Genomic DNA, 20,501 nt, shown 5'->3' with positions numbered 1-20,501 from the left:
TCTGGATTTAGGATTCAGTCGGTGTGGATGTGTCGGCTGCGGATGAGATTACCCCACATTGTCCGCTCGCCGGCAAGGAACCGGCTGGTCTGCTCGGGTGTCGAGGGGAATTTCTCTGCTCCGCTGGCCTCGATCGCCTGGGCGAGCTGCCCGTCATCGAGCGCCTGCGCGAGAGCGCCATGCAGCTTGCCGACGATCTCCTTCGGCGTTTCGGCCCGCGTGAACAGGCAGGTCCAGCTATAGATCTCCACCGGGATGCCCGCCTCCGTCAGCGTGGGCACGTCCGGCAGCGACGCGATCCGCGCGCGCGACGTCACCGCGAGCGGCCGCAGCGTGCCGCTGCGGATATGGGGCAGCACGGTGGCCGGATTGGAAAACATCATCTGCACCTGGCCGCCGATGGTGTCCGCGATGGCCGGAGCATTGCCGCGATAGGGGATGTGCGTGAGCACGACGCCGGCCGCCTGCGCGAACAGTTCGCCAGACAGGTGTGAAGTGTTGCCATTGCCCGCGCTGCCGAAATTGATCTGCCCGGGCTGCGCCCGTGCCATGCGCAGCAGGTCCGCCAAGGTCTTCGCCTTCGATGCCGCATTGACGACGAGCACGTTCGGGCCGCGGCTGACGCAGCCGACCGGCGTGAAGTCGCGCGCCGGATCGTAGGGCGGGCGCGCCATCAGCAAGGGCGCGTTGATCTGCTCGGCGGGCGTCCCCAGCAGCAGGGAATAGCCGTCCGCCGGCGCGCGCAAGACCTGCGCGGCACCCAGCGTGCCGCTGGCGCCGCTCTTGTTCTCCACCACCACGGATTGGCCCAACTGCCGGGACAGGTTCTTCGACAGCAGGCGGGCGATCGTGTCGGTGGTCCCGCCGGCAGGGAATGGCACGACCAGCGAGAGCGGTCGCGCGGGCCATGCAACGCTCGTTTCGGCGTGCGCCCAGCAGGCGGGGCAGATGGTGCCGACGAGCGTGAGCAGCAGGACGGGGCGAGTCCGGCGTAGGGATTTCAGGCTTGGCATGTGCAGGTCTCCTTTCTTCTGTATGTATGCATGTTATCGTAATTAATGCTTCATGATTACTTTATTTCTTGAAAATATAAAAACATGCATACATACTGTGCGAACCACGACCACCAAGACTCATCATGCGAAAGACTGCATTACTCCAGAAACTGATCCACGCGCCGGAACTCCTTGTCATGCCCGGTGCCTTTGACCCCCTGTCCGCCCGCATCGCGCAGGAGGCGGGTTTTCCCGCGGTGCAGTGCTCCGGCTTCGGCATTTCCGTGAGCCGGCTGGGACTGCCGGACTACAGCTTCCTCTCGCTGTCCGATATGGTCGCGGCCACGCAGCAGATAGTCGACGCCATCGACCTGCCGGTCATGGCCGACGGCGATACCGGCTTCGGCAATGCCGTCAACGCTTGGTATGCGGTCAAGGCCTTTGAGCGCATTGGCTGCGCGGGCGTCAATATCGAGGACCAGGTCATGCCCAAGCGCTGCGGCCACCTGGAGGGCAAATCCATCGTGCCGCTGGACGAAGCAGTGCAGAAGATTCGCGCTTGCGCCGAGGCGCGCACGGATCCGGATTTCGTGATCAACGCGCGTACGGACGCGCTTGCCGTAGGCGGCATCGAGGAAGTGATCCGTCGCGGCAATGCCTACCTGGAGGCGGGGGCGACCATGATCTTCGTGGACGGCATGACGTCCAAGGAGCTGGCGCGGCAGGCCGTGCAGGGAATTCGCGGGCCAGTGGCGATCAATGTGGTCGAAGGCGGCAAGTCGCCCGAAGCCTTCACGTTCGAGGAGATGCAGGGCATCGGCATCGCGCGCGTGAGCCTGCCCGCCACGCTGATGCTGGCGGCCATCCAGGGCATGCGCGACGCGCTGGCGGCGCTGCGTGCCAACGGTTACGCCGGTGGTCCCGGCGCGCGGTTGGCGGACTTTCGCGAGCAGCTCGAGCTGGTCGGCTTCAAGGAGGTGTTCGCGCTGGAGCAGCGCTATTTGGCCGGGCTGCAGCATCCCGGCACCGCACGGTGAGGTGAGCATTATGTATGCATCACCGCGCAACATCATCGAGAAGATCTGGGACCAGCACGTTGTGGGCCAGCTGGAGGGCGAGCAGGCGCTGCTACATGTCGACCGGGTCTTCCTGCACGACCGCGCCGGGCCGCGCGTGCTGGCCGGCCTGGAGGAGGGGGGGCATCGCGTGGCGCATCCGAGCCTTGTGTTCGGCACCATGGACCACATCGTCGACACTCAGCCGGGCCGGGGCGACGACACGCTGGTTCGGGGCGGGCGCAGCTTCATTGAGGCCTTTCGCGCCGCCACGCGGCGCTCGGGCATCCGCCTGTTCGACCTGGGCACTCCACGTCAGGGCATCGCGCACGTGATCTCTCCGGAACTGGGCATCGCCTTGCCGGGCACCACCCTGGTCTGCTGCGACAGCCATACCTGCACTGTTGGGGGCATTGGCGCGCTGGCATGGGGCATCGGCACTACCGAAGGCGAGCACGCTGTCGCCACGCAGTGTCTGGTGCGAAGCAAGCCACGGACGATGCGGGTATCGTTCCACGGCAGCCTCGGGCCGGCGGTGTCGGCCAAGGACATGGTGCTGGCCTTGATCGGCAAGTTCGGCGTCAGCGGTGGCGACGGGCATGCCATCGAATTTTCGGGCGAGGCAGTGCGGACGCTGGACGTTGAGGGGCGGCTGACCCTATGTAATATGGCCGTCGAGTTCGGCGCCTGGACTGGTCTGGTGGCGCCAGACGTGCGTACCGTCGAATGGCTGGCGGGGCGACCCTTCGCCCCTTCAGGTGCCGCCTGGGATGCAGCGGTTTCGGATTGGCTCGCGCTGCGCTCGGACGACGACGCGCACTGGGACAAGGAACTGGAGCTGGACTGCGCGGAGCTCGTTCCCCAGGTGAGCTGGGGAACCCATCCCGGCCAGGTCGTGGGCATCACCGGCACAGTGCCGCCTCCCGCCGACGCGGATGCCGAGCGCGCGCTGCGCTATATGGAGCTGCACCCCGGGCAGCCGATGCTGGGGACTCCCATCGATGCGGCTTTCATCGGCTCCTGCACCAATAGCCGCCTGCCCGACCTGCGCGCCGCCGCGCAGGTGGTGCGAGGACGACGCGTGCGCCCTGGCGTAAAGGCCATCGTGGTGCCCGGATCGACCAGTGTGAAGCATGCCGCAGAAAGCGAGGGCCTGGATCGCGTGTTCACGGAAGCTGGCTTCGAGTGGCGCGAAAGCGGCTGCTCGTTGTGCTTCTTCGCCGGCGGCGATAACTTCGACCAGCCTGGCAAGCCGGGGCGCCGCGTGATCACCAGCACCAACCGCAACTTCGAGGGCAGGCAGGGCCCGGGCGTGCGCTCTCACCTGGCTAGCCCGGCAACGGTGGCCGCCTCAGCCGTCGCCGGCTGCATCGCCGATCCACGCCCGCTGCTGCGCTAGGGAGCATCACATGGAACAGTTCATCCAACTGAAGGGAATCGCCGCTGCGCTGATGCGAGCCAACATCGATACCGACCTTCTCATTCCCTCGCGCGAGATCAACTCACCCGGGCGAGATGGCTATGGTGAGAAGCTGCTCGCGCCTTGGCGCTATGAAGCCAGCGGGAGCGGGAACGGACAGCGCGTCGAGCGCCCCGACTTTGTGCTCAATCGCGAACCCTACCGCCGGGCGACGATCCTGCTGACCGGCGAGAACTTCGGCAGCGGATCCTCGCGCGAGGCCGCCGTCTGGGCGGTGCGGCAGTTTGGCCTTCGCTGCGTCATCGCGCCGTCGTTCGGCGCGATCTTCCAGAGCAACTGCTACCGCAATGGCGTGCTGCCGGTGGTGCTGCCCGCGAATGAAATTGCCGTGCTGGCCGCCGAAGCCGAGCGGGAGGTGCTGGAGCTGACCGTCGATCTTGAGTCCTGCACGGTGCAGCACCCGCAGGGCCGCTGCTTGCCGTTCATCGTACCCCCGAGCGAACGCACCCTGCTGCTCGAAGGGCTCGATGCCATTGGCCTGACTTTGAAGCGCCGGGCCGAGATCGAGGCGTACCAGGCGGCGCTGCGTGAGGCGCGTCCCTGGGTTTTGGCCGTAGAAGAGCCGCTTTGACATCTCAGGTGGCCAGAGACCATGCTGGCCACCTCACCGCAACGGTTCGACACAGACCATGACAAACACTGCATTCATCGGACTCGGCTACATTGTCGATATCACGCACCCGGACGGCAAGATCGCGCATTGCATCTCGCGATGAGTGGCGTCGTTAAGACGTCTCGATGCCGCTCCCGACCTCGGCTTGGGGTGGCTGGATCTACACGGCGCTCGTCTTTACGAGGTTGCGCCCGCCGCCCTTCGCCGCATAACAAGCACTGTCTGCTGTCTTTATCCAGGCTTCCCACGCCCCGCCATTCCGGTCGCTCCAGGCCACACCGATGCTCGCGGTAACGCTAACGCTAACGCGCCCGCCGTCGATCACAATGGACATTGCTTCGATTCGCTTGCGAAGCCGTTCAGCGACCGCTCTGGCATCTTGCTCGTCGACGTTCGGAAGAAAGAGCGCGAACTCCTCGCCCCCGTATCGCGCAAGGACGTCTCCCTCCCGCAATCCATCTCGGACAGCTGTAGCCACCGACGCCAGTACGAGGTCCCCCACAGGATGTCCGAATCTGTCGTTGATCTGCTTGAAGTGGTCCACATCCAGGATTGCGAGAGCGCTGTTTGCGAGCGGCGCTGGGGGAAGGCGCCCCAGGAACCAGCGGCGGTTACCGACGCCGGTCAGTGCATCGGTGTCCGCTGCAAGCTGAAGACCCGCCTCGCGCCGCTCCCTGACGAGCGTCACAACCAGCAGCGCAATCCAGAAATTGAAGAATATCTGAAGAAAAAAGGCAGCCGAAAAGTCAAATTCCGATGGAATATCGAGAACGATGCAAACGAGGCGAACCGCATAGATCAGCGCACTCACCAGGAGGCACGCAGCCAACGGACGACGCGCAGGCAGTGGCTCGCTATGTCGGTCCAGCCATATCTCGACTGCCGAAGCCGCCAGGGACATTACCGCGGTCAGGTGAAAGACGCTCGCCCGCTGAGAATTCACAAGCGGGAATCCCGACACTATGCCAAATATGAACCACACCGCCGGCACGAGTATGACAATCCAGTAATGGCTCCGGCGGCGACCACTTAGGCGCCGTATGCCGTCCCAGAGCAGCGGATAGGCGATCGTCCCTAAAAGAAGACTCAAATGCGTCCACAGCCAAAGCGGTAAGGCGGCCCGCTCCCCAAACGCAGCCAGCACTGCACCGATTGCCAAGGCAATCAAAGCAACGGCGAGACGCCCTAGACCCGTGGGCCGGGACGAACGCTTGCGGCTATGCAATATCGCCGCGGCGCCTGCAATCAACGAGGTGTTGTGCAGAAGAATAATGGTGCCCACATCGAAAGTCAGGTGCATATAGCCCCTTCGGTTCCCATACGCGAATTATCGAAGAAGCACTTTTTCACAAAGATGACTGGCGCGATTGGGATTTGCCCCAGCCCAAATCGCGCATGCCCAGTGACTCGCCGCGGAGCCGGTTAGCGAGGCCTACCTTGGTATCGAAGTGGACGACGCGCTCGAAACGGCTGCGCAAACCGAAGTATAACGGCGGCCGGGCCGGCGAACCGTCGCGTGTCTGCTGCGGACCGGACATCCGAATGCATAGTCACGACCCTGGAGGGTTCGACAACATCTGGGTCGGCCGATGGTACCGGTACCGCCGCTTCGTTTAAAGCCTCTTTTGGTACTTCGATCGACGCCGGCGGCAACGTCTACGTGGCCGATGCTGGCAACTGTGCGATTAGCAAGATCACTCCGCTGCAATGAGAGCGCGGCTCTGCCAGTATCGTCTTGCAAGTGCGGTGAAGTTGGGGCGCGTGAGCTTGCAGGTGGAGCTCCAAGCGATCACTCGTCGTGATGGACATTCATGATGGACGGTAAGTCGCCGGGTCGGGAGTGGGCGGAAGGCAAGCTGCCTCCGACGTTGATTCGTGCGTTGATTGGTGGATCTCGGCTTGTTGCAAAGAGGTAGGAGGAGGCTCCCACCACCGTCGACCAGTTCGGAGAATGGACGTCGTAGTGCAGGTGTAGTAGGAAAGTTCTACCGGACAGGCAGATGGGGCGTTTTGCTGAGGGCTTGGCCTCGTACGCGGCAGGCTAAACATACCCAAGGGTTGAGTGCAAACGCACGGGGATATGACGAGCCGTCAATTCGATCCCCACATTTACCACTCAAGGAGAGGCCATGGATGCGAGTCCGGACCCATACGGATCCAGCCTGTTCGTGATGGAAGCGCATCTGCGAGACTACTTGGCGACGAATCCACGGACTTTCCCGGGGCAGGCCGACTTGGCCTGTGGCCTCGGCACTCACCGCGACTTCGTCTTCAAAACTCGGGCCGCCTTCTCCGGAAATAGGTGATGCCACTCTTGGCGTGCCGTCGATACCACGATCGTGATCAGACCGTATCTGTGTCCCCCGATTGGCGTAGCCCAGCAGGTCGGCGGAGGGCGGGCAGGGCACGGCACCTTTTGTATCCTCTGGGTTGATTTATAATGGCGTGGCCAGCGTCGTCGCCCCGCAAATCGCTCCATCTCCCGCACCAGCAAAAGTTCAGCGCGGCCGACGGTAAAAGCGACGATAAAGTCCCATGCTAATCGCTGCCAATCCCCTAACCACGCGGGTCTGGGCGGCCTGTTGATGATGGAGTGGGGGTGGAATTCCCGTTGGGAAACATGATTCGCTAGTTGATTGACTATTAAAGCCCTGTTTTCACAGGGCTTTATATTTCGGATTGTCGCCTGGTAGTTCTCGCATTCTGGAGAGTGTTGGAGGAACTCGTGGCGATTCAGTTTGGTACAACGGCACTTGGCGCTGCCGTGGAGGTCGGCGTGGCACATGGAAGCTCGCCGATCCCAGCCATGTCCTGCGCCATGGCGTTCGCCTGAAAAATTATCCGTATGCGGCAGCGTTTGCGAAAGCTTCGATGCATTGCACGGCACCAGCGTGGCGGCGGATAGTAGTGGCTACGTCATTTTGTGCACCATTTTCAGAATTCCCCCATGGAAATTAAAGTCAACTTTCTCGATAAGCTACGTCTTGAAGCTAAGTTCGATGACTTCACCGTAGTGGCCGACCAGCCTATCCGTTATAAGGGCGACGGCTCGGCGCCTGGTCCTTTTGATTATTTTCTGGCCTCATCGGCCTTGTGTGCCGCTTACTTCGTGAAGTTGTACTGCGTAACCCGCAATATTCCTACCGAGAATATCCGCCTGTCGCAGAATAATATTGTTGATCCGGAAAATCGTTACCAACAGATTTTCAAGATTCAGGTTGAGTTGCCGGCGGATATCTCGGAGGCGGACCGTCGAGGTATTTTGCGCTCTATCGAGCGTTGTACGGTGAAAAAAGTGGTGCAAGCCGGCCCCGAGTTTGTCATCGAAGAAGTAGAGAACCTGGATGCCGATGCTCAGTCGTTGCTGATGTTGACGCCGGCATCTGACGCCAGCACCTATATTGCGGGCAAGGATCTGCCGTTGGAGCAAACCATCGCCAATATGTCGGGCATTTTGGCGGATCTGGGCATGAAGATTGAAATCGCTTCATGGCGCAATATCGTTCCCAATGTGTGGTCGCTGCATATCCGCGATGCGCACTCGCCGATGTGTTTTACCAATGGCAAGGGTGCGACCAAGGAAAGCGCACTGGCATCGGCGTTGGGGGAGTTTATCGAGCGCCTGAATTGCAACCATTTCTATGGTGGTACGTTTTGGGGTGAAGACATCGCCAATGCGGCGTTTGTTCACTACCCGAACGAGCGCTGGTTCAAGCCTGGCCCTGAAGATGCGCTGCCGGCCGAAATTCTGGATGCGTACTGCCTGCAAATTTATAATCCCGATGGCGAGTTGTATGGCTCGCATCTGTACGACACTAACTCCGGCAATGTGCAGCGCGGTATCTGTTCGCTGCCGTATGTGCGGCAGTCGGACGGCGAAATGGTGTATTTTCCGTCCAACCTGGTCGAAAACCTGTTCGTCAGCAATGGCATGAGTGCCGGTAATACGCTGGCTGAAGCGCAGGTGCAATGCCTGTCCGAAATTTTCGAACGGGCGGTAAAGCGCGAAATTCTGGAAGGTGAAATCACATTGCCTGATGTGCCGCACGAAGTGCTGGCGAAATACCCTGGCATTCTGGCCGGGATTCAGGGGTTGGAAGAGCAGGGCTTTCCGGTGCTGGTAAAGGACGCGTCGCTGGGTGGGACCTATCCGGTGATGTGCGTCACCTTGATGAACCCGCGGACAGGCGGTGTCTTTGCCTCGTTCGGCGCGCACCCAAGCTTCGAGGTGGCGCTGGAACGGAGTCTGACGGAATTGCTGCAGGGGCGCAGTTTTGAGGGCCTGAATGATTTACCTCAGCCCACCTTTGTCAGTAACGCCGTGACTGAATCAAATAATTTTGTTGAGCACTTCATTGACTCCAGTGGTGTGGTGTCGTGGCGCTTTTTCAGCGCCAAGGCGAATTTCGACTTTGTGGAGTGGGATTTTTCTGGCCAAGGTGAAAACTCCAATGCCGAGGAAGCCGCCACGTTGTTCGGCATTCTCGAAGACATGGGCAAGGAGGTATACATGGCGGTGTATGACCAGTTGGGCGCCGTGGCCTGCCGCATTTTAGTGCCCGGTTATTCGGAAGTTTACCCGGTGGAGGACTTGATCTGGGATAACACAAACAAGGCACTGTTGTTCCGCGCCGATATTCTGAATGTGCATCGCCTGGACGATGCCGGCCTGGCAGATCTGCTTGAGCGGCTGGAGAACAGTGAGCTGGATGAGTACTCCGATATTGCCACTTTGATCGGCATCGAATTTGACGAGAATACGGACTGGGGGAAGCTAACAGTTCTCGAGTTGAAGCTGCTGATTCATCTCGCCTTGCGGCAATTTGAGGAGGCGCAAGAACTGGTGGGCGCCTTCCTGCAATACAACGACAATACGGTCGAGCGTGGATTGTTCTACCAGGCCTTGAATGTGGTGCTGGAGGTGCTGCTCGACGACGACCTGGAACTAGACGACTACGCGGTCAATTTCCGTCGGATGTTTGGCGACGCTCGGATGGACGCCGTAATGGGGTCAGTGGACGGCAGCGTGCGCTTCTTCGGGTTGACGCCAACGAGTATGAAACTGGAGGGCCTCGATAGGCACCACCGCCTGATCGACAGTTACAAAAAACTGCATAAGGCGCGGGCCAATGCGGCGGCTTCAGCCAGTTAGGGTTATGCGTCATGGCTGGATAAAGGCTAGGGCAATCTTTTTTTCCCGGCGGCCTCAAATCTGAAGTGCAACACCTTGCAATAAGAGGCAGTCAGTGAGCTAAGCCCGCGATTCCGCGGGCTTAGTTACGTCTGGGCGCATCCAGATATCTGGCATCGACCGGCAGCATCCCACGGAGAGATCACGGATGGACACTTTTTCAGCACTAGCGGACGCCAGCGGCATCACCTTGCCAGCTATCCTGAGGCAACTGATTGACACAGGGCGCACCGACTACAGCGCCGACATCGAGGCCTGGCGCACCGACTGGAAGGCCCATACGCTGGCTGCGCAACCGGTGCTTTCCTGCGTCTATGATCTGGAGTGGATCGACGCGAAGCAGGCCGGGGAGTTCATCGCCAAATGGCTGAATCCGGCCTTCCAGCACGGCAGGCGCTTCCTGCCGTTCGCGCAGACCGGGGCGGGCGATGCCTACTGCTTGACGCCGCTAGCCAACGGCGACATCGGCGTGGCGCTGGTCTGGCACGACCGCGGCACAAGCCGGATCGAAGCCGTCTCATTCGCGGCCTTCGTCTATGAGGCCCTGGTGCGCAGCGCGGCGGACTTCTCGCATCTGCTCGACGACGATTACAGCCCCGCCGAGGCGGTACAGTGCGTGGCGGCGAACATCGAGGCCTTGCGGGGGTATCTGCCCGAGGCGATGCGGGCCGGACTGGAGCGCGTGCTTGCCGATGCCTTGCCGGAACCCGATGATGAGGCGGCGAAGATGATCAGCGACGAGACCGCGCAGGCAGTGCTGGCTTTGCTGCCGGAGGTGGAAGACGATGCGTTTGCGGTGGTGGCGCGGTGGGAGTGCGGGAAGCGGTGAGGCGGGCGCACTGCCGCCCCGCCTGGCGCGTTAGCCCTGCAGGCATTTCAGCAGTGCGCCATTGACAATCCAGGGCTTTGCTAGTTTCAAGTACTAGTTGACGTTGCAAAAACGTGCCTGTAGGCAGGGGGCCGGCGTTGGATCGCGGTGGCAGAGGATAGCTTCCAGCAAGCTACGTGTACGCCGGTCTCAATCTACAGTCGTATCTTTGAGGGGCGCCTACGGGCAAGGCCCGCTCGTCTTATGAAGCGTGTACTAGCTCGCCTTAGCAGGTGGGGATGTACATGCCGGCGGGTCTTTTGGGTTGGGTGGCGTTTAGAATGGAAAACATTTGATGTTTTTATGCTTGGAGTAACTCTTGCATAAGGGGCATATGGTTTCCATCTGTGTGAACGGTAAAGACAAAACCAGGCAAATCAGCGACTGGAAGATATGGTGGAACTCTCAACAGGGGGAGTTGATGCTGACTTGCCGTTTTCCCTCCGGCAAGTCTTACGACAGTCCGCTCAGCAGTTGCAAAATTGAACCTACCGAGGTGGTGCAAGGAAAGCTCCTGTCAAAAAAAGGAGGCGCGGTATTCAGTGCCATCGACAGGGCGGTGATCTATGGCGGGAAGTATGCCGCCGTTCAGTATCGCGGGAAGCAAAAAATCTACGTAATGAACGCGGATCGTATTGCGTTCTGCCCGGAGACGACGATCAAGGACGAGCCCATATTCCGCTACTTCGGCGTCGTGGCAAAAGCCCGGGAAGAGCAGGCCAATCAGCAGGACAAGCCCATTTCCAAGAATGTGCGGCTTCAACTGGAGATGGTGCTTCCTCACGAGGACACCGCGCTGCACGCTTACTGCACAGGACAGAACCGACCGCGGGAGCGGCCGGGTAGTTTTATTTACCCTTTCGGCGTCAACGAAAGCCAGCTCAACGCAGTGGAGCAGGCCTTCACCTCCCAAATCAGTCTGATCGAAGGACCCCCTGGTACGGGGAAGACGCAAACGATATTGAACATTATCGCCAATATCGTGTTGCGGGGAAACTCCGTCGCTATCCTGTCCAATAACAATGCTGCTGTGGGAAACGTTTATGAAAAACTAGGCAAGGTTGGGCTGGACTATGTGGTCGCCAAGCTGGGCAGTAAGCAGATTCGAGCGGACTTCTTCAAAGACGTACCGGCCGTGCCCTCAGAAACCCCGGCACCTGCGCCCTCCATGGATCATATTCAAGCCGTTCTGCAGAAGCTGAAGCAGCATCTTCATGCCCAGGACGCGGTGGCACGGCTACAGGCCGAGATCGATGAATTGACCATAGAGCAGCGCTATCTGCTGCAATGGCAGCGCGAAAACATGGTGGTGGCGCCAGTCCCTCTGGCGAAGTACAGTCTGTCCCCACGAAAATCCTCGGACCTGATGGCTTATTTGGCCTATCTTGCCACGAATCGCATCAGGCTCAAGGACAGGATCGATTTGTTGTTGAATTTCAAGATCCTGCGTACGAAACCCTTCGATGATTGGGAAAAGCGAAAATCCATGATCTATGCCTTGCAGCTTCACTACTACGAGAATGCGCTGCGGGATAAGGAATCGGCATTGGCAGCTTATCGGGAGGCGTTGGAGCGTGGCAACTTCAAGGCGTTGCTGAATGATCTCGCCGCCGGGTCGATGGCACATCTTAAACACCATCTTCATCAGTATGTCCCGCGTCAGGAAGAATTCGATTCGGAAAATTACCGCGCGAAGTTCGGTGAGTTTGTGAAGCGTTTTCCAATTATCGGTAGCAGTACGCATTCCATCGTCAACTCGATCGGCCGCGGTGCGATGCTCGACTATGTCATCATCGACGAGGCTTCGCAGCAGGATATCGTCCCGGGGATACTGGCGCTGGGCTGCGCCAGAAACCTGATCATCGTTGGCGACAGAAAGCAGCTCCCGCACATTCCGGCGAATCTGGGCATCGCACCGCCCGCTGAATTCTACGATTGCGACAAATACAGCCTGCTCGATTCGTGCGTCGGCGTTTTCAATGACTCGATCCCGGTGACGCTGCTGAAAGAGCATTACCGGTGCCACCCCAGAATCATCCAGTTCTGCAACCAGCAGTTTTACGACAACCGGCTCGTTCCAATGACGCAAGACGCTGGCGAAAAGTCGCTGAAGCTGCTCGTCACTGCCAAGGGAAACCACACGCGAAATAACTCGAATCGGAGAGAGCTGGATTCACTGCTCGAGACGCTCAAATGGGATGGAGAGAGCGACTGGGACAGCGAGAATGGCCGGGGATTCATTGCCCCTTACAACGCTCAGGTCGCGCTTTCTCGCGCGCATTTGCCGCCTGATTTCGTCAAGGACACAGTGCACAAGTTTCAGGGCCGGGAGTGCGACGAGATTGTCTTTTCCACCGTGCTGGACAAGAAGCGCAGTAGCCAGCGAGGCCTGACCTTTGTGGATGATCCCCACTTGGTCAATGTGGCAGTATCGCGGGCCAGGAGCAAATTCACCCTGGTGACGGGCGACGACGTCTTTGCCGCGAACAACGGGCATATTGCCGCCTTGGTGCGTTACATCGAATACTACGCGGATGAAAAGCTGATCCATCGCGCCCCCGTCGTGTCGGCCTTCGACCTGCTCTACACGGAATACGATCAATCTCTGGAAAGGCTCAATGCCAGGTTGCGCTCAGGCGATTCGCGATACAAGTCCGAGCAGATCGTGGCGCAGATACTGCGTGATGCGTTGTCCCAGGAGGCCTATCGGGCGATGACGTTCCACGCCCAGATCGCCCTGATCCAGTTGGTCTCATCGGCCAACGAGGCAATGACGTCGCGGGAGCGGGATTTCATGAGAAACCGTGCCAGTTGCGATTTTGTGCTGTATTTCAAGGTGGGGAAAACGCCGCTGGGCGTGATCGAGGTCGATGGTGGGTCTCATGGCGAGGCACCGCAGGCCGAGCGGGATGCGTTGAAAGACAGCATCCTGAGAAAAAGCGAAATCCCCTTGCTCCGATTGCAAACCGTAGAGAGCCACATCGAAGAAAAGGTTGCGGAATTCTTGGCTCGGTGGGCAAGCGGCGCTTCAACCGCTTGAGGGAAATGGGTGGCGCTTTCTCCCTTGGAAAAACTTCACTACGCCTCGGCAGGGTGGTGTTGAGGAAGCCGAGGCCGATGCCTTGATGCAGGCGATGACCACGCTGCATCCGTAACGGGCCGGCATGCTGCTGCGCCATTGCCGCAGTATCAAGGCCAAGCGTTTGTTCCTGGCCTTGGCCGAACGCCATCGGCATGTGTGGCTGTCGCATGTGCCGCTCCAAGGTGTCGATCTGGGCCGGTGCAAGCGCGCGCTGGTGCCCGGCGGATGCCTGCAACCGACCTATCAGATCACCTTGCCTGAGAGGCAGATCGCCGCGAGCTTGAGCAGGTACTGGAACGGATCGCAGGCCGGGCCGGGCGAACCGCCGGTGCGATTGGGCGTCGGCGTCGTTTCGCGCGGGCCGACGCTTACGCTGCCTGACGTCATCGCCCGCAAGCCGGTCAAGGCATGGCATCTTCTACCGCTTGCCCTCCGTCAGCTCCAGTGCGAAATCCCTGAGAAGCATTTGCCGGCTTGCGTTCAGTATTTCCTGCCCGAGCCTGGGATTGGCGCCGGCTACCGCGCGCGAAAGGATGAGCGCGCCTACCATCTCGCTGTAGAACGCGATTGCCTCCCGGCGCGCTTCCTGGCTGTCTCTGCCTTCGGCACGCTGCTCCGCGACGAGTCCCGTCAAGGTTTCGATCATCTCCTGCAAGCCATTCGCAAAGCGCGCTTGCGCCTCGTGGCCTAGCCGGCGGACGTCCGCGGTGAGACCGGCTACCGCGCAACCCTGCTCGATATCACTGCAATGCGTGCTGGACAGATAAAAGTCGACCTGTCGCCTCAAACGGTTGCCGCCAGGTGCAATTGGCGCTGCGATGGCTTCCTTCAGATCGTGGTTGGCTTTGTCCATCGCAGTCGCCACGACTTCGGCCGCTAGCGCCTCCTTCGATTCGAAGTGGTTGTAGAAGCCACCCTGGGTAAAGCCTGCGGCCTTCATCAGCGCGCTCAGGCCGACACCATCGATTCCGTGCTCGCGGAATAGCTTCTCTGATGCCGCGATGATGGTTTTGCGGTTCTCTGCCGCCTGCTGTTTTGAGACCCCCATCGCTCAATGCTCCTCTGTGCGGTTGTCGCCTCAAGTATAGCCGCCCTCGAGAAAGACAATGGTGATTGACCTTGACTTCTATGGCTCGGTCAACAAAACTCAATGTCAATCACAATTGTGTTTGAGCGAGCCCGTCTCGTAGGAGATATCGATGTACATCGAAAGTCACCAACGCTTGCTCAAGGCGATCCGGCTCGGGGGCCTGGAGTTGCCAAACCGCATCGCCATGGCGCCGCTGACGCGCATGCGTGCGGCGAATCCGGAACTTGCACCGGCCCGCCCGCACGTACCGACTATCCCGCCATTCAGGCTGTGCGGGCATGACGCGCAGCCACGCCACCCGCCCCTCAGGAGAGTCACTTGATCACTACCACCGAAGCCGCCAACAAGGCTCTCGTGCTCGAAGCATTCGACACGCTCTTCAATCAACGCGACTACGCCGCCGCCGAACGATTCTGGTCGCCCGACTATATCCAGCACAGCGCCCATATCGAACCGGGCCGCGACGGTCTGTTCAACCTGATCAAGACCCTGCCTCCAACATTGCGATACGAACCCGGTGTGATCGTGGCGGATGGCGATTACGTGATTATTCACGGGCGCTTTTCCGGCAATGGCCGTCCCGTCGCCTGGATTGCCGCCGACATCCTGCGGCTTGCCGATGGCGTGCTCGCCGAGCATTGGGACGTGCTGCAGGATGAGGCAACCGAGGCTGAATCGAGAAGCGGCCTGCCCATGTTCGGGAACAGCTTTCCGCGCTGACTCCAACCGTCATCTCCATCGGAGGCATCATGAATCTCACAGGTAACACCGTATTTATCACCGGCGGCGGTTCGGGCATTGGCCGCGGTCTCGCGCAAGCGCTCCACAAGCTTGGCAACCAGGTCATCATCTCCGGCCGACGCGCGGACCGTCTGCAAGCGACGATCGATGCGAACCCCGGCATGCAGGCGGTATCGCTCGACATCACCGATCCGGCGAATGTCGCAAAGGTCGCTGCCAGGTTGATTGCCGATTATCCCGGGCTCAACGTGCTGATCAACAACGCAGGCATCATGCTGCCCGATGGCGCTGGCGGCCCGGTCGGCGACGACCTGCTGACCTCCACCGTCGAGACGAATCTGCTCGGGCCGATACGCATGACCTCGGCGCTAATCGAGCACCTGAAGACGCGAGAGGGTGCCGTCGTGGCCAATGTCACCTCGGTACTTGGCTTTGTGCCCATGGCCATCACGGCCGTGTACAGCGCGACCAAGGCGGCCTTGCATTCATACACGCTCTCCCAACGTTACCTGCTTCGGGACAGCAAGGTCTCGGTCATCGAGATCGCGCCACCCTGGGTCCGTACCGAGCTGATGAACAGCAGCGAGGAGGAGCGCGCGATGCCTCTCGAAGCATTCATCGCGGGCGCGATCGAACAACTGGGCACAGAAGCCAACGAAATACTGGTGGGCTCCGCCGTGAGCATGCGCGCCAATCCGGGACCAAACGAACACGCCTGGGTCAACGAGTTTAACGATACGATGGCTGCCGGTTGAGCATGGGATTACCTGGAAGGAGCCAGGCAATCCCCGGATAACCCTACCTGATGCACCCAAAGGGCAACTGCGTATGAGCACGGCGATTACGTTGCTGATCATGCGCCCCGAAATACTCACGTTGCGGACGGGCCGCAGCCGCGCCGGAGGATCTGGCAGCGTCTTAGCTGTGCGCGCCGTCGGTGAACGGATCGTGCCGATCCGTGATTTTTGCGCCGTCGGAATGAACGTGGAACTTGCCTGCTTTCGCGCCATCCGTGTAAGGATCGCGCGGCCCGGCGATATGGGTGTTGCCGTCAGCGGTCGAGGGGATGCCGGACGACTAGGCTAGGGCGGCGAGCGAAGCAGGTGCCTTGACTACGCGCGCAGGTCCCATACGGCCTCTCGAAAGAAGATGCGGTTGGCGGGGGCAGTTGAACGGTTTTTTTGCGATGTACCAATCCGGATCGGGTGGGGTCAAGAAGTGCGACCAGTTCACGTTTCGGAACGCCGTTGGCGTCACTATCATCGGTCTTCTTTTACTACCTATAGGTGAACTAATGCCCACGGAAGAAAATTCAAGGGTGGACATAGTGCCTATCATTCGACCGTATGCGCGTTTTCTTCAGGGCTGTGAATCAAGCGTTGAGCGATGTTTCGCGCGATCTTTCGACGTTCAAGTCGATTGCGCAGCTGGCCGGCCACAAAGGCGCTGATGATCAGCAGCAAGTAGAGGATTAGGAGATTGTGACGCCACGCATCGAGAGCGAGCTGGTGCGCAGCCAGTTTCGGATCGGGCGCCGGGAGGCTTGCTCGACTCGCCACGACGGCTTGGGTCATCCGGACAAGGCCGGCCGCCGACAGGAGTGGCACGAACACGAGCAGAGCGAGCAGTGCAGGCTTGGCGCGGCGCACTATCGCGTAGTGGCGCAAGCGGATCCACAGCCCCAGGCAACCATGTACCCAGCCCGGGGCAAGCAACGCAACCTGCAGGCCCTGCGTGCCGCTCGTGATCAGCATAATCACGATCCGCTCATAGTTCGGTTCGAAGCCGTAGAGAGAGGCGGCAAGCCGGGTCGCCACCGCATGGCGGATAAGTAATAGAGGGAGGCTGAGTCCCGCCCAGAGGCGGATCCATTCGGTGGGCGGCAGCACCCAGTGATGGCGCCCATAGACTGTGCGCAGCGCCAGTACAAAATGCAGGGAGGCCGAACCGTACAGCAGGATCGTTCCGGGCACGCTATGCCAGAGCCGCAGAGCCAGCGTGAGACCGCGCCCGGCAAGATCCAGCGACCAGATCCCGAGTGCATGATTGGCCAGATGGAGAAAGAGATAGATCAGCAGCACCACACCCGATCCGAGTTGCAAGCGGCGCATGATTGATTGCACTTTCCTTCCCCTTGATGCTCAACATGGAGAGAACTTCTGGCACAGCGGCTGCCGAACGGCTAACCCGGCAGTCGGACGCAGGCCATCTTCTCTAGTATGCAATGCGTAGACGTCCCTCCGTTGCCAGATATTCCCGTTCCCACACTCACTCATCTTCCTGCCGCACACGATTGCCCGTGAAGACGATTGCCATGGGAGGTGCACTGGCCACACGGCCGGCGCTTGCCATGCGGAATCAGCACGGGATCCATTTCAGGTCGCGGTTCCGGGAATAAAAATGGCATGCCGGCGGTCTCGTTCGGCGCGGCGCGCTTCCTGGCCGGGCTTGGCATCGGCGGCGTCATGCCAAACGTGATCGCGCAGATGACCGAGTACGCACCGCAGCGCGTGCGCAGCACGATGGTGGCGTTGATGTTCAGCGGCTACTCGATCGGGAGCATGCTCGCCGCCCTGCTAGGCAAGGGTCTGTTCGAGACCTACGGATGGCAATCCGTATTCATCGCCGCGGGACTCCCCGTGTTGCTGATCCCGCTGATCCTCAAGTCGATGCCAGAATCGGTGGCATTCCTGATCCGGCGCTGCCGCAGTGACGAGTTGAAGCGGCTGACCGGGCGGATCGCCGAGGTAGGGCAGCGCCATCATGATGCAGATGGCGCAGCCGCCTCCATCCCTACGAGCGGCCCATGCTCATCGGCCAGGTGCAGTCGCTGGCTCCGCGGGTGCAAATAGCCAGGAGGGCATGCAGGCGCAGGCCGGCGGCGCCGAACAGAACAACCAGGCGCTGATGCGGTTGTCCGAGGCCGCCCGGCGGACCGCGTGGTTTCCCGTGGCCCTAGTGCTCCGGGATCTCGCGGTGGGCTTGAATCTCCGGCCGCGTTTCTGCGACAGCTACCCGGTTGCGTCCGGATGATTTTGCCTTGTATAGCGCCTCGTCACTTGCATTGAAGAAAAACCGCAGACTAGGGAAACGTGCACGGCCGTCCGCACAAGCCACGCCCATACTGACCGTGAGTATCCGGTTAGCGCTTCCCGCATTCGGGATAACCAGATCCTCGACGGCCGACCGGATCTTCTCGGCAACCGCAATAGCTCCGTCCAAACCCGTGTTGGGTAGCAGCACAGCAAACTCCTCGCCACCGTAGCGGGCCGCATAATCGCCCGGCCTGCGGATGTTGCTGGCAATGCATCGGGCGACCGCAGCCAGCGCATCATCTCCGCCCGCGTGCCCGTAACGGTCATTGAAATTCTTGAAATGATCCACGTCGATCATCAGCAACGACAAGGGCTGCTGGCTGCGCCATGCCCGGCGCCATTCGATGTCCGCGGCCTCGTCCAGGGCACGCCGGCTTCCGATGCCTGTCAGCCCGTCCGTGTTGACCATCAGTCGAAGGTGCTCTTCCATCGCTTGCCTGCGCTTGAACTGCCGGGAAATCAGGATGGAGAGGATAAGGATCGCGATGTCTAGCGTAAGAATCAGTCCGCCGAGCAGCCATGCCCTTTTTCGCCATTCCGCGTAAATATCGTCGGTCGACAGGCCAATAACAACCACGAGGGGGAAACCGGCAACGTGGCGGAAATCGTATAACCGTTCGTTACCGTCCAGCGCGGCAATGCCGACAAATGATCCTTCCTGTGCCTGCGCAACCGGCGCGAAGGATGCGCTGGCGGCAATGCTACGGCCGATGGTGGCAGGGTCATACGGACGGCGCATCAACACGATGCCATCGTCACGCAGCAATGTGATGGTGCCCCCAGGGCCGAGCTTCGTCCCCTCGAAGAGCCTCTTGAAATAGTTGAGGCGCAGCGTGCCGACGACGATGCCGGCAAAGCTACCGTCCGCATGTGACAACCGCCGGCTCAAACCGATCGATTGGGCTTGCTCCGTCAAGCGAGGCTGGAACGGCTGGCTGATAAACAACCCAGCCGTTGCCGAATCGTGATGCACTTTGAAGTAGTCGCGGTCAGCGACATTGACGGGGCGGGGAGGGGTGGAGCGTGAATCGAGAACGAGATTGCCTTGCTCGTCCGTCACCAACAGGGAGCCCATGTCGGTTGCGTTCGTCGAGCGGTCAAACAGCACCAATTGGCGGATGGCGGGATTCAACCGGAGAATTTCCGGATCCTTGACGCCGTCGATCACGGAGTGCATCGACAGCTCAAAGATCTCCAGATTGCGGGCAATATCTCGCTCAAGGATGAGTGAGAGGTTGGAGGATGCTTCTTGCGCGCGCGCAAATGCGTCCTGGCGCATCTCAACGAGCGCCCCGGCTCCAATGGTGGCGATGGCCATAGCAAGGCCAACGCTGGCTGTCATGAAAAGGTTGGGGTACTTTAAAATCACTTGTCTGTCGTAGGCCAAGGCCATCGGGATGATTCTTGGGCCGTTACACAGCCACGCACGCGAGTGCAAATTGTACGCTAGCCGAAAAGGAGGGCGCGCCGGAAGGTCCGCCAAGCACGCGAGGCGCTGACTCGATAACTGGGGCCTGAAGCTCGTGGTAATGAGGGGAACCAAGCCTGAGACAGACGCCGCTGCGCTCCCCGGGGTCGACCAAAGAAACTGCACGCTCGAGTTGCCAGGTCAGGCCTCAACGATCGAGTATTTATCCCGATTTTTGCCAAGCCATACGGGAGCCCGACCACGGCCAGGCATCAGACAAGCGTGACCGGCTAGAAACCCCGTTAAATATTCCGCATGGTGCTGATCCTACATACCGATACTATGCCAGCATTCTCTAGCTGCAGTTCTCGCCGAAGCTTCTCGCACTCGTGCTGGCTAGTAAAGGAAAAATATTCACGCGCTGCCGGGTCATTCGACTCTGCCTTCGCGACGGTCAGATGCCAGAGGTCGCCAATGGAACCTGGTTGTTCATCGTCAGAGGTACCCGCGTGAATATCGACAGAGTTTCGGTCATTGATAACGACCACGACAACAATCGCGATGCTCGCGGCAACCCACTGTGCAATGCGTCGCAATCTGAAAGAGATCCTTGTCATGCCGGCATGCAAGATGATGTTGGCGTTGTTGTGATCCTCATATGGTAGCGTTTTATCGTCGGCAAACAATCCCCCCGACCGGGGAGGCTGGTGACAGGAGGAGATAGGTTTGCCGAGGCTTTCCACATGCGATCGGCAAGACACCGGATATGGTTGTGCAGATGGCGTGCTATCCGGTCTCTAGCCAAAGATCGATGCCTGGCGCAGGCGCGTCGTTACTATTGTGCTCTTTTACGGTCGCGATCTTGAATCCACTGCCGCGCGTG

16 protein-coding genes and 3 pseudogenes are annotated in these 20,501 nt (G+C 60.0%); 12 read left to right on the top strand and 7 right to left on the bottom strand.

All coding sequences use genetic code 11. The features are described 5' to 3' along the window. Window positions 1–14: 14 nt before the first annotated feature. Complete coding sequence (locus AC07XB_RS03470) at window positions 15–1,013, bottom strand: Bug family tripartite tricarboxylate transporter substrate binding protein (RefSeq protein ID WP_492372456.1); 999 nt, start codon at window positions 1,011–1,013, stop codon at window positions 15–17. Between the two features lie 125 nt (window positions 1,014–1,138). Between AC07XB_RS03470 and AC07XB_RS03465 the strand changes: the two genes are divergently transcribed. From AC07XB_RS03465 to leuD, 3 genes are read left to right on the top strand one after another with little or no spacing between them, the layout of a single operon-like run. Continuing rightward, a complete protein-coding gene (locus AC07XB_RS03465) occupies window positions 1,139–2,032 on the top strand; it encodes an isocitrate lyase/PEP mutase family protein (RefSeq protein ID WP_492808568.1) in 894 nt (297 codons plus the stop codon). Window positions 2,033–2,042: 10 nt separating this feature from the next. Further along, a complete protein-coding gene (locus tag AC07XB_RS03460) occupies window positions 2,043–3,449 on the top strand; it encodes a 3-isopropylmalate dehydratase large subunit (RefSeq protein ID WP_492826341.1) in 1,407 nt (468 codons plus the stop codon). A 10-nt stretch (window positions 3,450–3,459) separates the two neighbouring features. Next, a complete protein-coding gene (leuD, locus tag AC07XB_RS03455) occupies window positions 3,460–4,101 on the top strand; it encodes a 3-isopropylmalate dehydratase small subunit (protein WP_492372459.1) in 642 nt (213 codons plus the stop codon). A gap of 202 nt (window positions 4,102–4,303) precedes the next feature. Here leuD and AC07XB_RS03450 read toward each other — a convergent pair whose 3' ends face one another. Further along, window positions 4,304–5,443 carry a GGDEF domain-containing protein gene (locus AC07XB_RS03450; RefSeq protein ID WP_492372460.1) on the bottom strand — a complete coding sequence of 380 codons (1,140 nt, stop codon included), beginning with the start codon at window positions 5,441–5,443 and terminating at the stop codon, window positions 4,304–4,306. Window positions 5,444–7,090: 1,647 nt separating this feature from the next. Here AC07XB_RS03450 and AC07XB_RS03445 point away from each other — a divergent pair. From AC07XB_RS03445 to AC07XB_RS03430, 4 genes and pseudogenes are all read left to right on the top strand, one after another. Then, window positions 7,091–9,295 (top strand): OsmC domain/YcaO domain-containing protein, encoded by a 2,205-nt coding sequence (locus AC07XB_RS03445; protein WP_492826339.1) that lies wholly within the window; start codon window positions 7,091–7,093, stop codon window positions 9,293–9,295. A 187-nt stretch (window positions 9,296–9,482) separates the two neighbouring features. Beyond that, window positions 9,483–10,163, top strand: a complete 681-nt coding sequence (locus AC07XB_RS03440; protein WP_492826337.1) for an SMI1/KNR4 family protein — start codon at window positions 9,483–9,485, stop codon at window positions 10,161–10,163. Between the two features lie 388 nt (window positions 10,164–10,551). Then, on the top strand, window positions 10,552–13,242 hold the full coding sequence (locus tag AC07XB_RS03435) for an AAA domain-containing protein (protein WP_494752784.1): 2,691 nt from the start codon (window positions 10,552–10,554) through the stop codon (window positions 13,240–13,242). Window positions 13,243–13,312: 70 nt separating this feature from the next. Next, a pseudogene (locus AC07XB_RS03430) lies at window positions 13,313–13,543 on the top strand (type IV toxin-antitoxin system AbiEi family antitoxin domain-containing protein); the annotation flags it as partial. Here AC07XB_RS03430 and AC07XB_RS03425 read toward each other — a convergent pair. Together AC07XB_RS03425 and AC07XB_RS03420 are read right to left on the bottom strand one after the other, a co-directional pair. Beyond that, entirely contained in the window at window positions 13,528–13,689 is a 162-nt protein-coding gene (locus AC07XB_RS03425) for a hypothetical protein (protein ID WP_492826515.1), read from the bottom strand. The pseudogene AC07XB_RS03430 and the gene AC07XB_RS03425 overlap by 16 nt on opposite strands. 13 nt (window positions 13,690–13,702) lie before the next feature. After that, window positions 13,703–14,332 (bottom strand): TetR/AcrR family transcriptional regulator, encoded by a 630-nt coding sequence (locus AC07XB_RS03420; protein WP_492826333.1) that lies wholly within the window; start codon window positions 14,330–14,332, stop codon window positions 13,703–13,705. A gap of 151 nt (window positions 14,333–14,483) precedes the next feature. Here AC07XB_RS03420 and AC07XB_RS03415 point away from each other — a divergent pair, with 151 nt between their 5' ends. The 3 genes from AC07XB_RS03415 to AC07XB_RS03405 are packed head-to-tail and all read left to right on the top strand — an operon-like array spanning window position 14,484 to window position 15,870. Then, complete coding sequence (locus tag AC07XB_RS03415; RefSeq protein WP_492826331.1) at window positions 14,484–14,696, top strand: hypothetical protein; 213 nt, start codon at window positions 14,484–14,486, stop codon at window positions 14,694–14,696. After that, window positions 14,693–15,094: a nuclear transport factor 2 family protein gene (locus AC07XB_RS03410; RefSeq protein ID WP_492826329.1), complete on the top strand. Its 402-nt coding sequence runs from the start codon at window positions 14,693–14,695 to the stop codon at window positions 15,092–15,094. Before AC07XB_RS03415 ends, AC07XB_RS03410 begins: the two co-directional genes overlap by 4 nt. A gap of 29 nt (window positions 15,095–15,123) precedes the next feature. Then, complete coding sequence (locus tag AC07XB_RS03405; RefSeq protein ID WP_492826327.1) at window positions 15,124–15,870, top strand: SDR family oxidoreductase; 747 nt, start codon at window positions 15,124–15,126, stop codon at window positions 15,868–15,870. 579 nt (window positions 15,871–16,449) lie between these two features. On the opposite strand, the gene AC07XB_RS03400 is transcribed toward AC07XB_RS03405, so the two are convergent. Next, window positions 16,450–17,226 (bottom strand): hypothetical protein, encoded by a 777-nt coding sequence (locus AC07XB_RS03400; RefSeq protein WP_492372465.1) that lies wholly within the window; start codon window positions 17,224–17,226, stop codon window positions 16,450–16,452. Window positions 17,227–17,529: 303 nt separating this feature from the next. Between AC07XB_RS03400 and AC07XB_RS03395 the strand changes: the two are divergent. Both AC07XB_RS03395 and AC07XB_RS03390 read left to right on the top strand, forming a co-directional pair. Beyond that, window positions 17,530–17,946: pseudogene (locus tag AC07XB_RS03395) on the top strand (MFS transporter); the annotation flags it as partial. Then, a pseudogene (locus AC07XB_RS03390) lies at window positions 17,925–18,148 on the top strand (hypothetical protein); the annotation flags it as partial. The pseudogenes AC07XB_RS03395 and AC07XB_RS03390, both read left to right, overlap by 22 nt. Here AC07XB_RS03390 and AC07XB_RS03385 read toward each other — a convergent pair. Both AC07XB_RS03385 and AC07XB_RS03380 read right to left on the bottom strand, forming a co-directional pair. Further along, window positions 18,071–19,603: a sensor domain-containing diguanylate cyclase gene (locus AC07XB_RS03385; protein ID WP_492826325.1), complete on the bottom strand. Its 1,533-nt coding sequence runs from the start codon at window positions 19,601–19,603 to the stop codon at window positions 18,071–18,073. The pseudogene AC07XB_RS03390 and the gene AC07XB_RS03385 overlap by 78 nt on opposite strands. A gap of 317 nt (window positions 19,604–19,920) precedes the next feature. Further along, entirely contained in the window at window positions 19,921–20,361 is a 441-nt protein-coding gene (locus tag AC07XB_RS03380) for a hypothetical protein (RefSeq protein ID WP_492372467.1), read from the bottom strand. Between the last annotated feature and the right edge of the window lie 140 nt (window positions 20,362–20,501).

Source organism: Cupriavidus sp. GW821-FHT02F09 (genome assembly GCF_059421605.1).
Note: the sequence above shows the minus strand (reverse complement) of the source record. Positions and strands in the feature narration are given on the sequence as shown.

What these genes read in the sequence shown, in the direction of transcription:
- AC07XB_RS03470 (WP_492372456.1), bottom strand. Translation starts at nt 1,013, where the DNA reads ATGCCAAGCCTGAAATCCCTACGCCGGACTCGCCCCGTCCTGCTGCTC.
- AC07XB_RS03400 (WP_492372465.1), bottom strand. Translation starts at nt 17,226, where the DNA reads ATGCGCCGCTTGCAACTCGGATCGGGTGTGGTGCTGCTGATCTATCTC.
- AC07XB_RS03465 (WP_492808568.1), top strand. Translation starts at nt 1,139, where the DNA reads ATGCGAAAGACTGCATTACTCCAGAAACTGATCCACGCGCCGGAACTC.
- AC07XB_RS03415 (WP_492826331.1), top strand. Translation starts at nt 14,484, where the DNA reads ATGTACATCGAAAGTCACCAACGCTTGCTCAAGGCGATCCGGCTCGGG.
- AC07XB_RS03440 (WP_492826337.1), top strand. Translation starts at nt 9,483, where the DNA reads ATGGACACTTTTTCAGCACTAGCGGACGCCAGCGGCATCACCTTGCCA.
- AC07XB_RS03385 (WP_492826325.1), bottom strand. Translation starts at nt 19,603, where the DNA reads ATGGCCTTGGCCTACGACAGACAAGTGATTTTAAAGTACCCCAACCTT.
- AC07XB_RS03420 (WP_492826333.1), bottom strand. Translation starts at nt 14,332, where the DNA reads ATGGGGGTCTCAAAACAGCAGGCGGCAGAGAACCGCAAAACCATCATC.
- AC07XB_RS03460 (WP_492826341.1), top strand. Translation starts at nt 2,043, where the DNA reads ATGTATGCATCACCGCGCAACATCATCGAGAAGATCTGGGACCAGCAC.
- AC07XB_RS03445 (WP_492826339.1), top strand. Translation starts at nt 7,091, where the DNA reads ATGGAAATTAAAGTCAACTTTCTCGATAAGCTACGTCTTGAAGCTAAG.
- AC07XB_RS03405 (WP_492826327.1), top strand. Translation starts at nt 15,124, where the DNA reads ATGAATCTCACAGGTAACACCGTATTTATCACCGGCGGCGGTTCGGGC.
- leuD (WP_492372459.1), top strand. Translation starts at nt 3,460, where the DNA reads ATGGAACAGTTCATCCAACTGAAGGGAATCGCCGCTGCGCTGATGCGA.
- AC07XB_RS03450 (WP_492372460.1), bottom strand. Translation starts at nt 5,443, where the DNA reads ATGCACCTGACTTTCGATGTGGGCACCATTATTCTTCTGCACAACACC.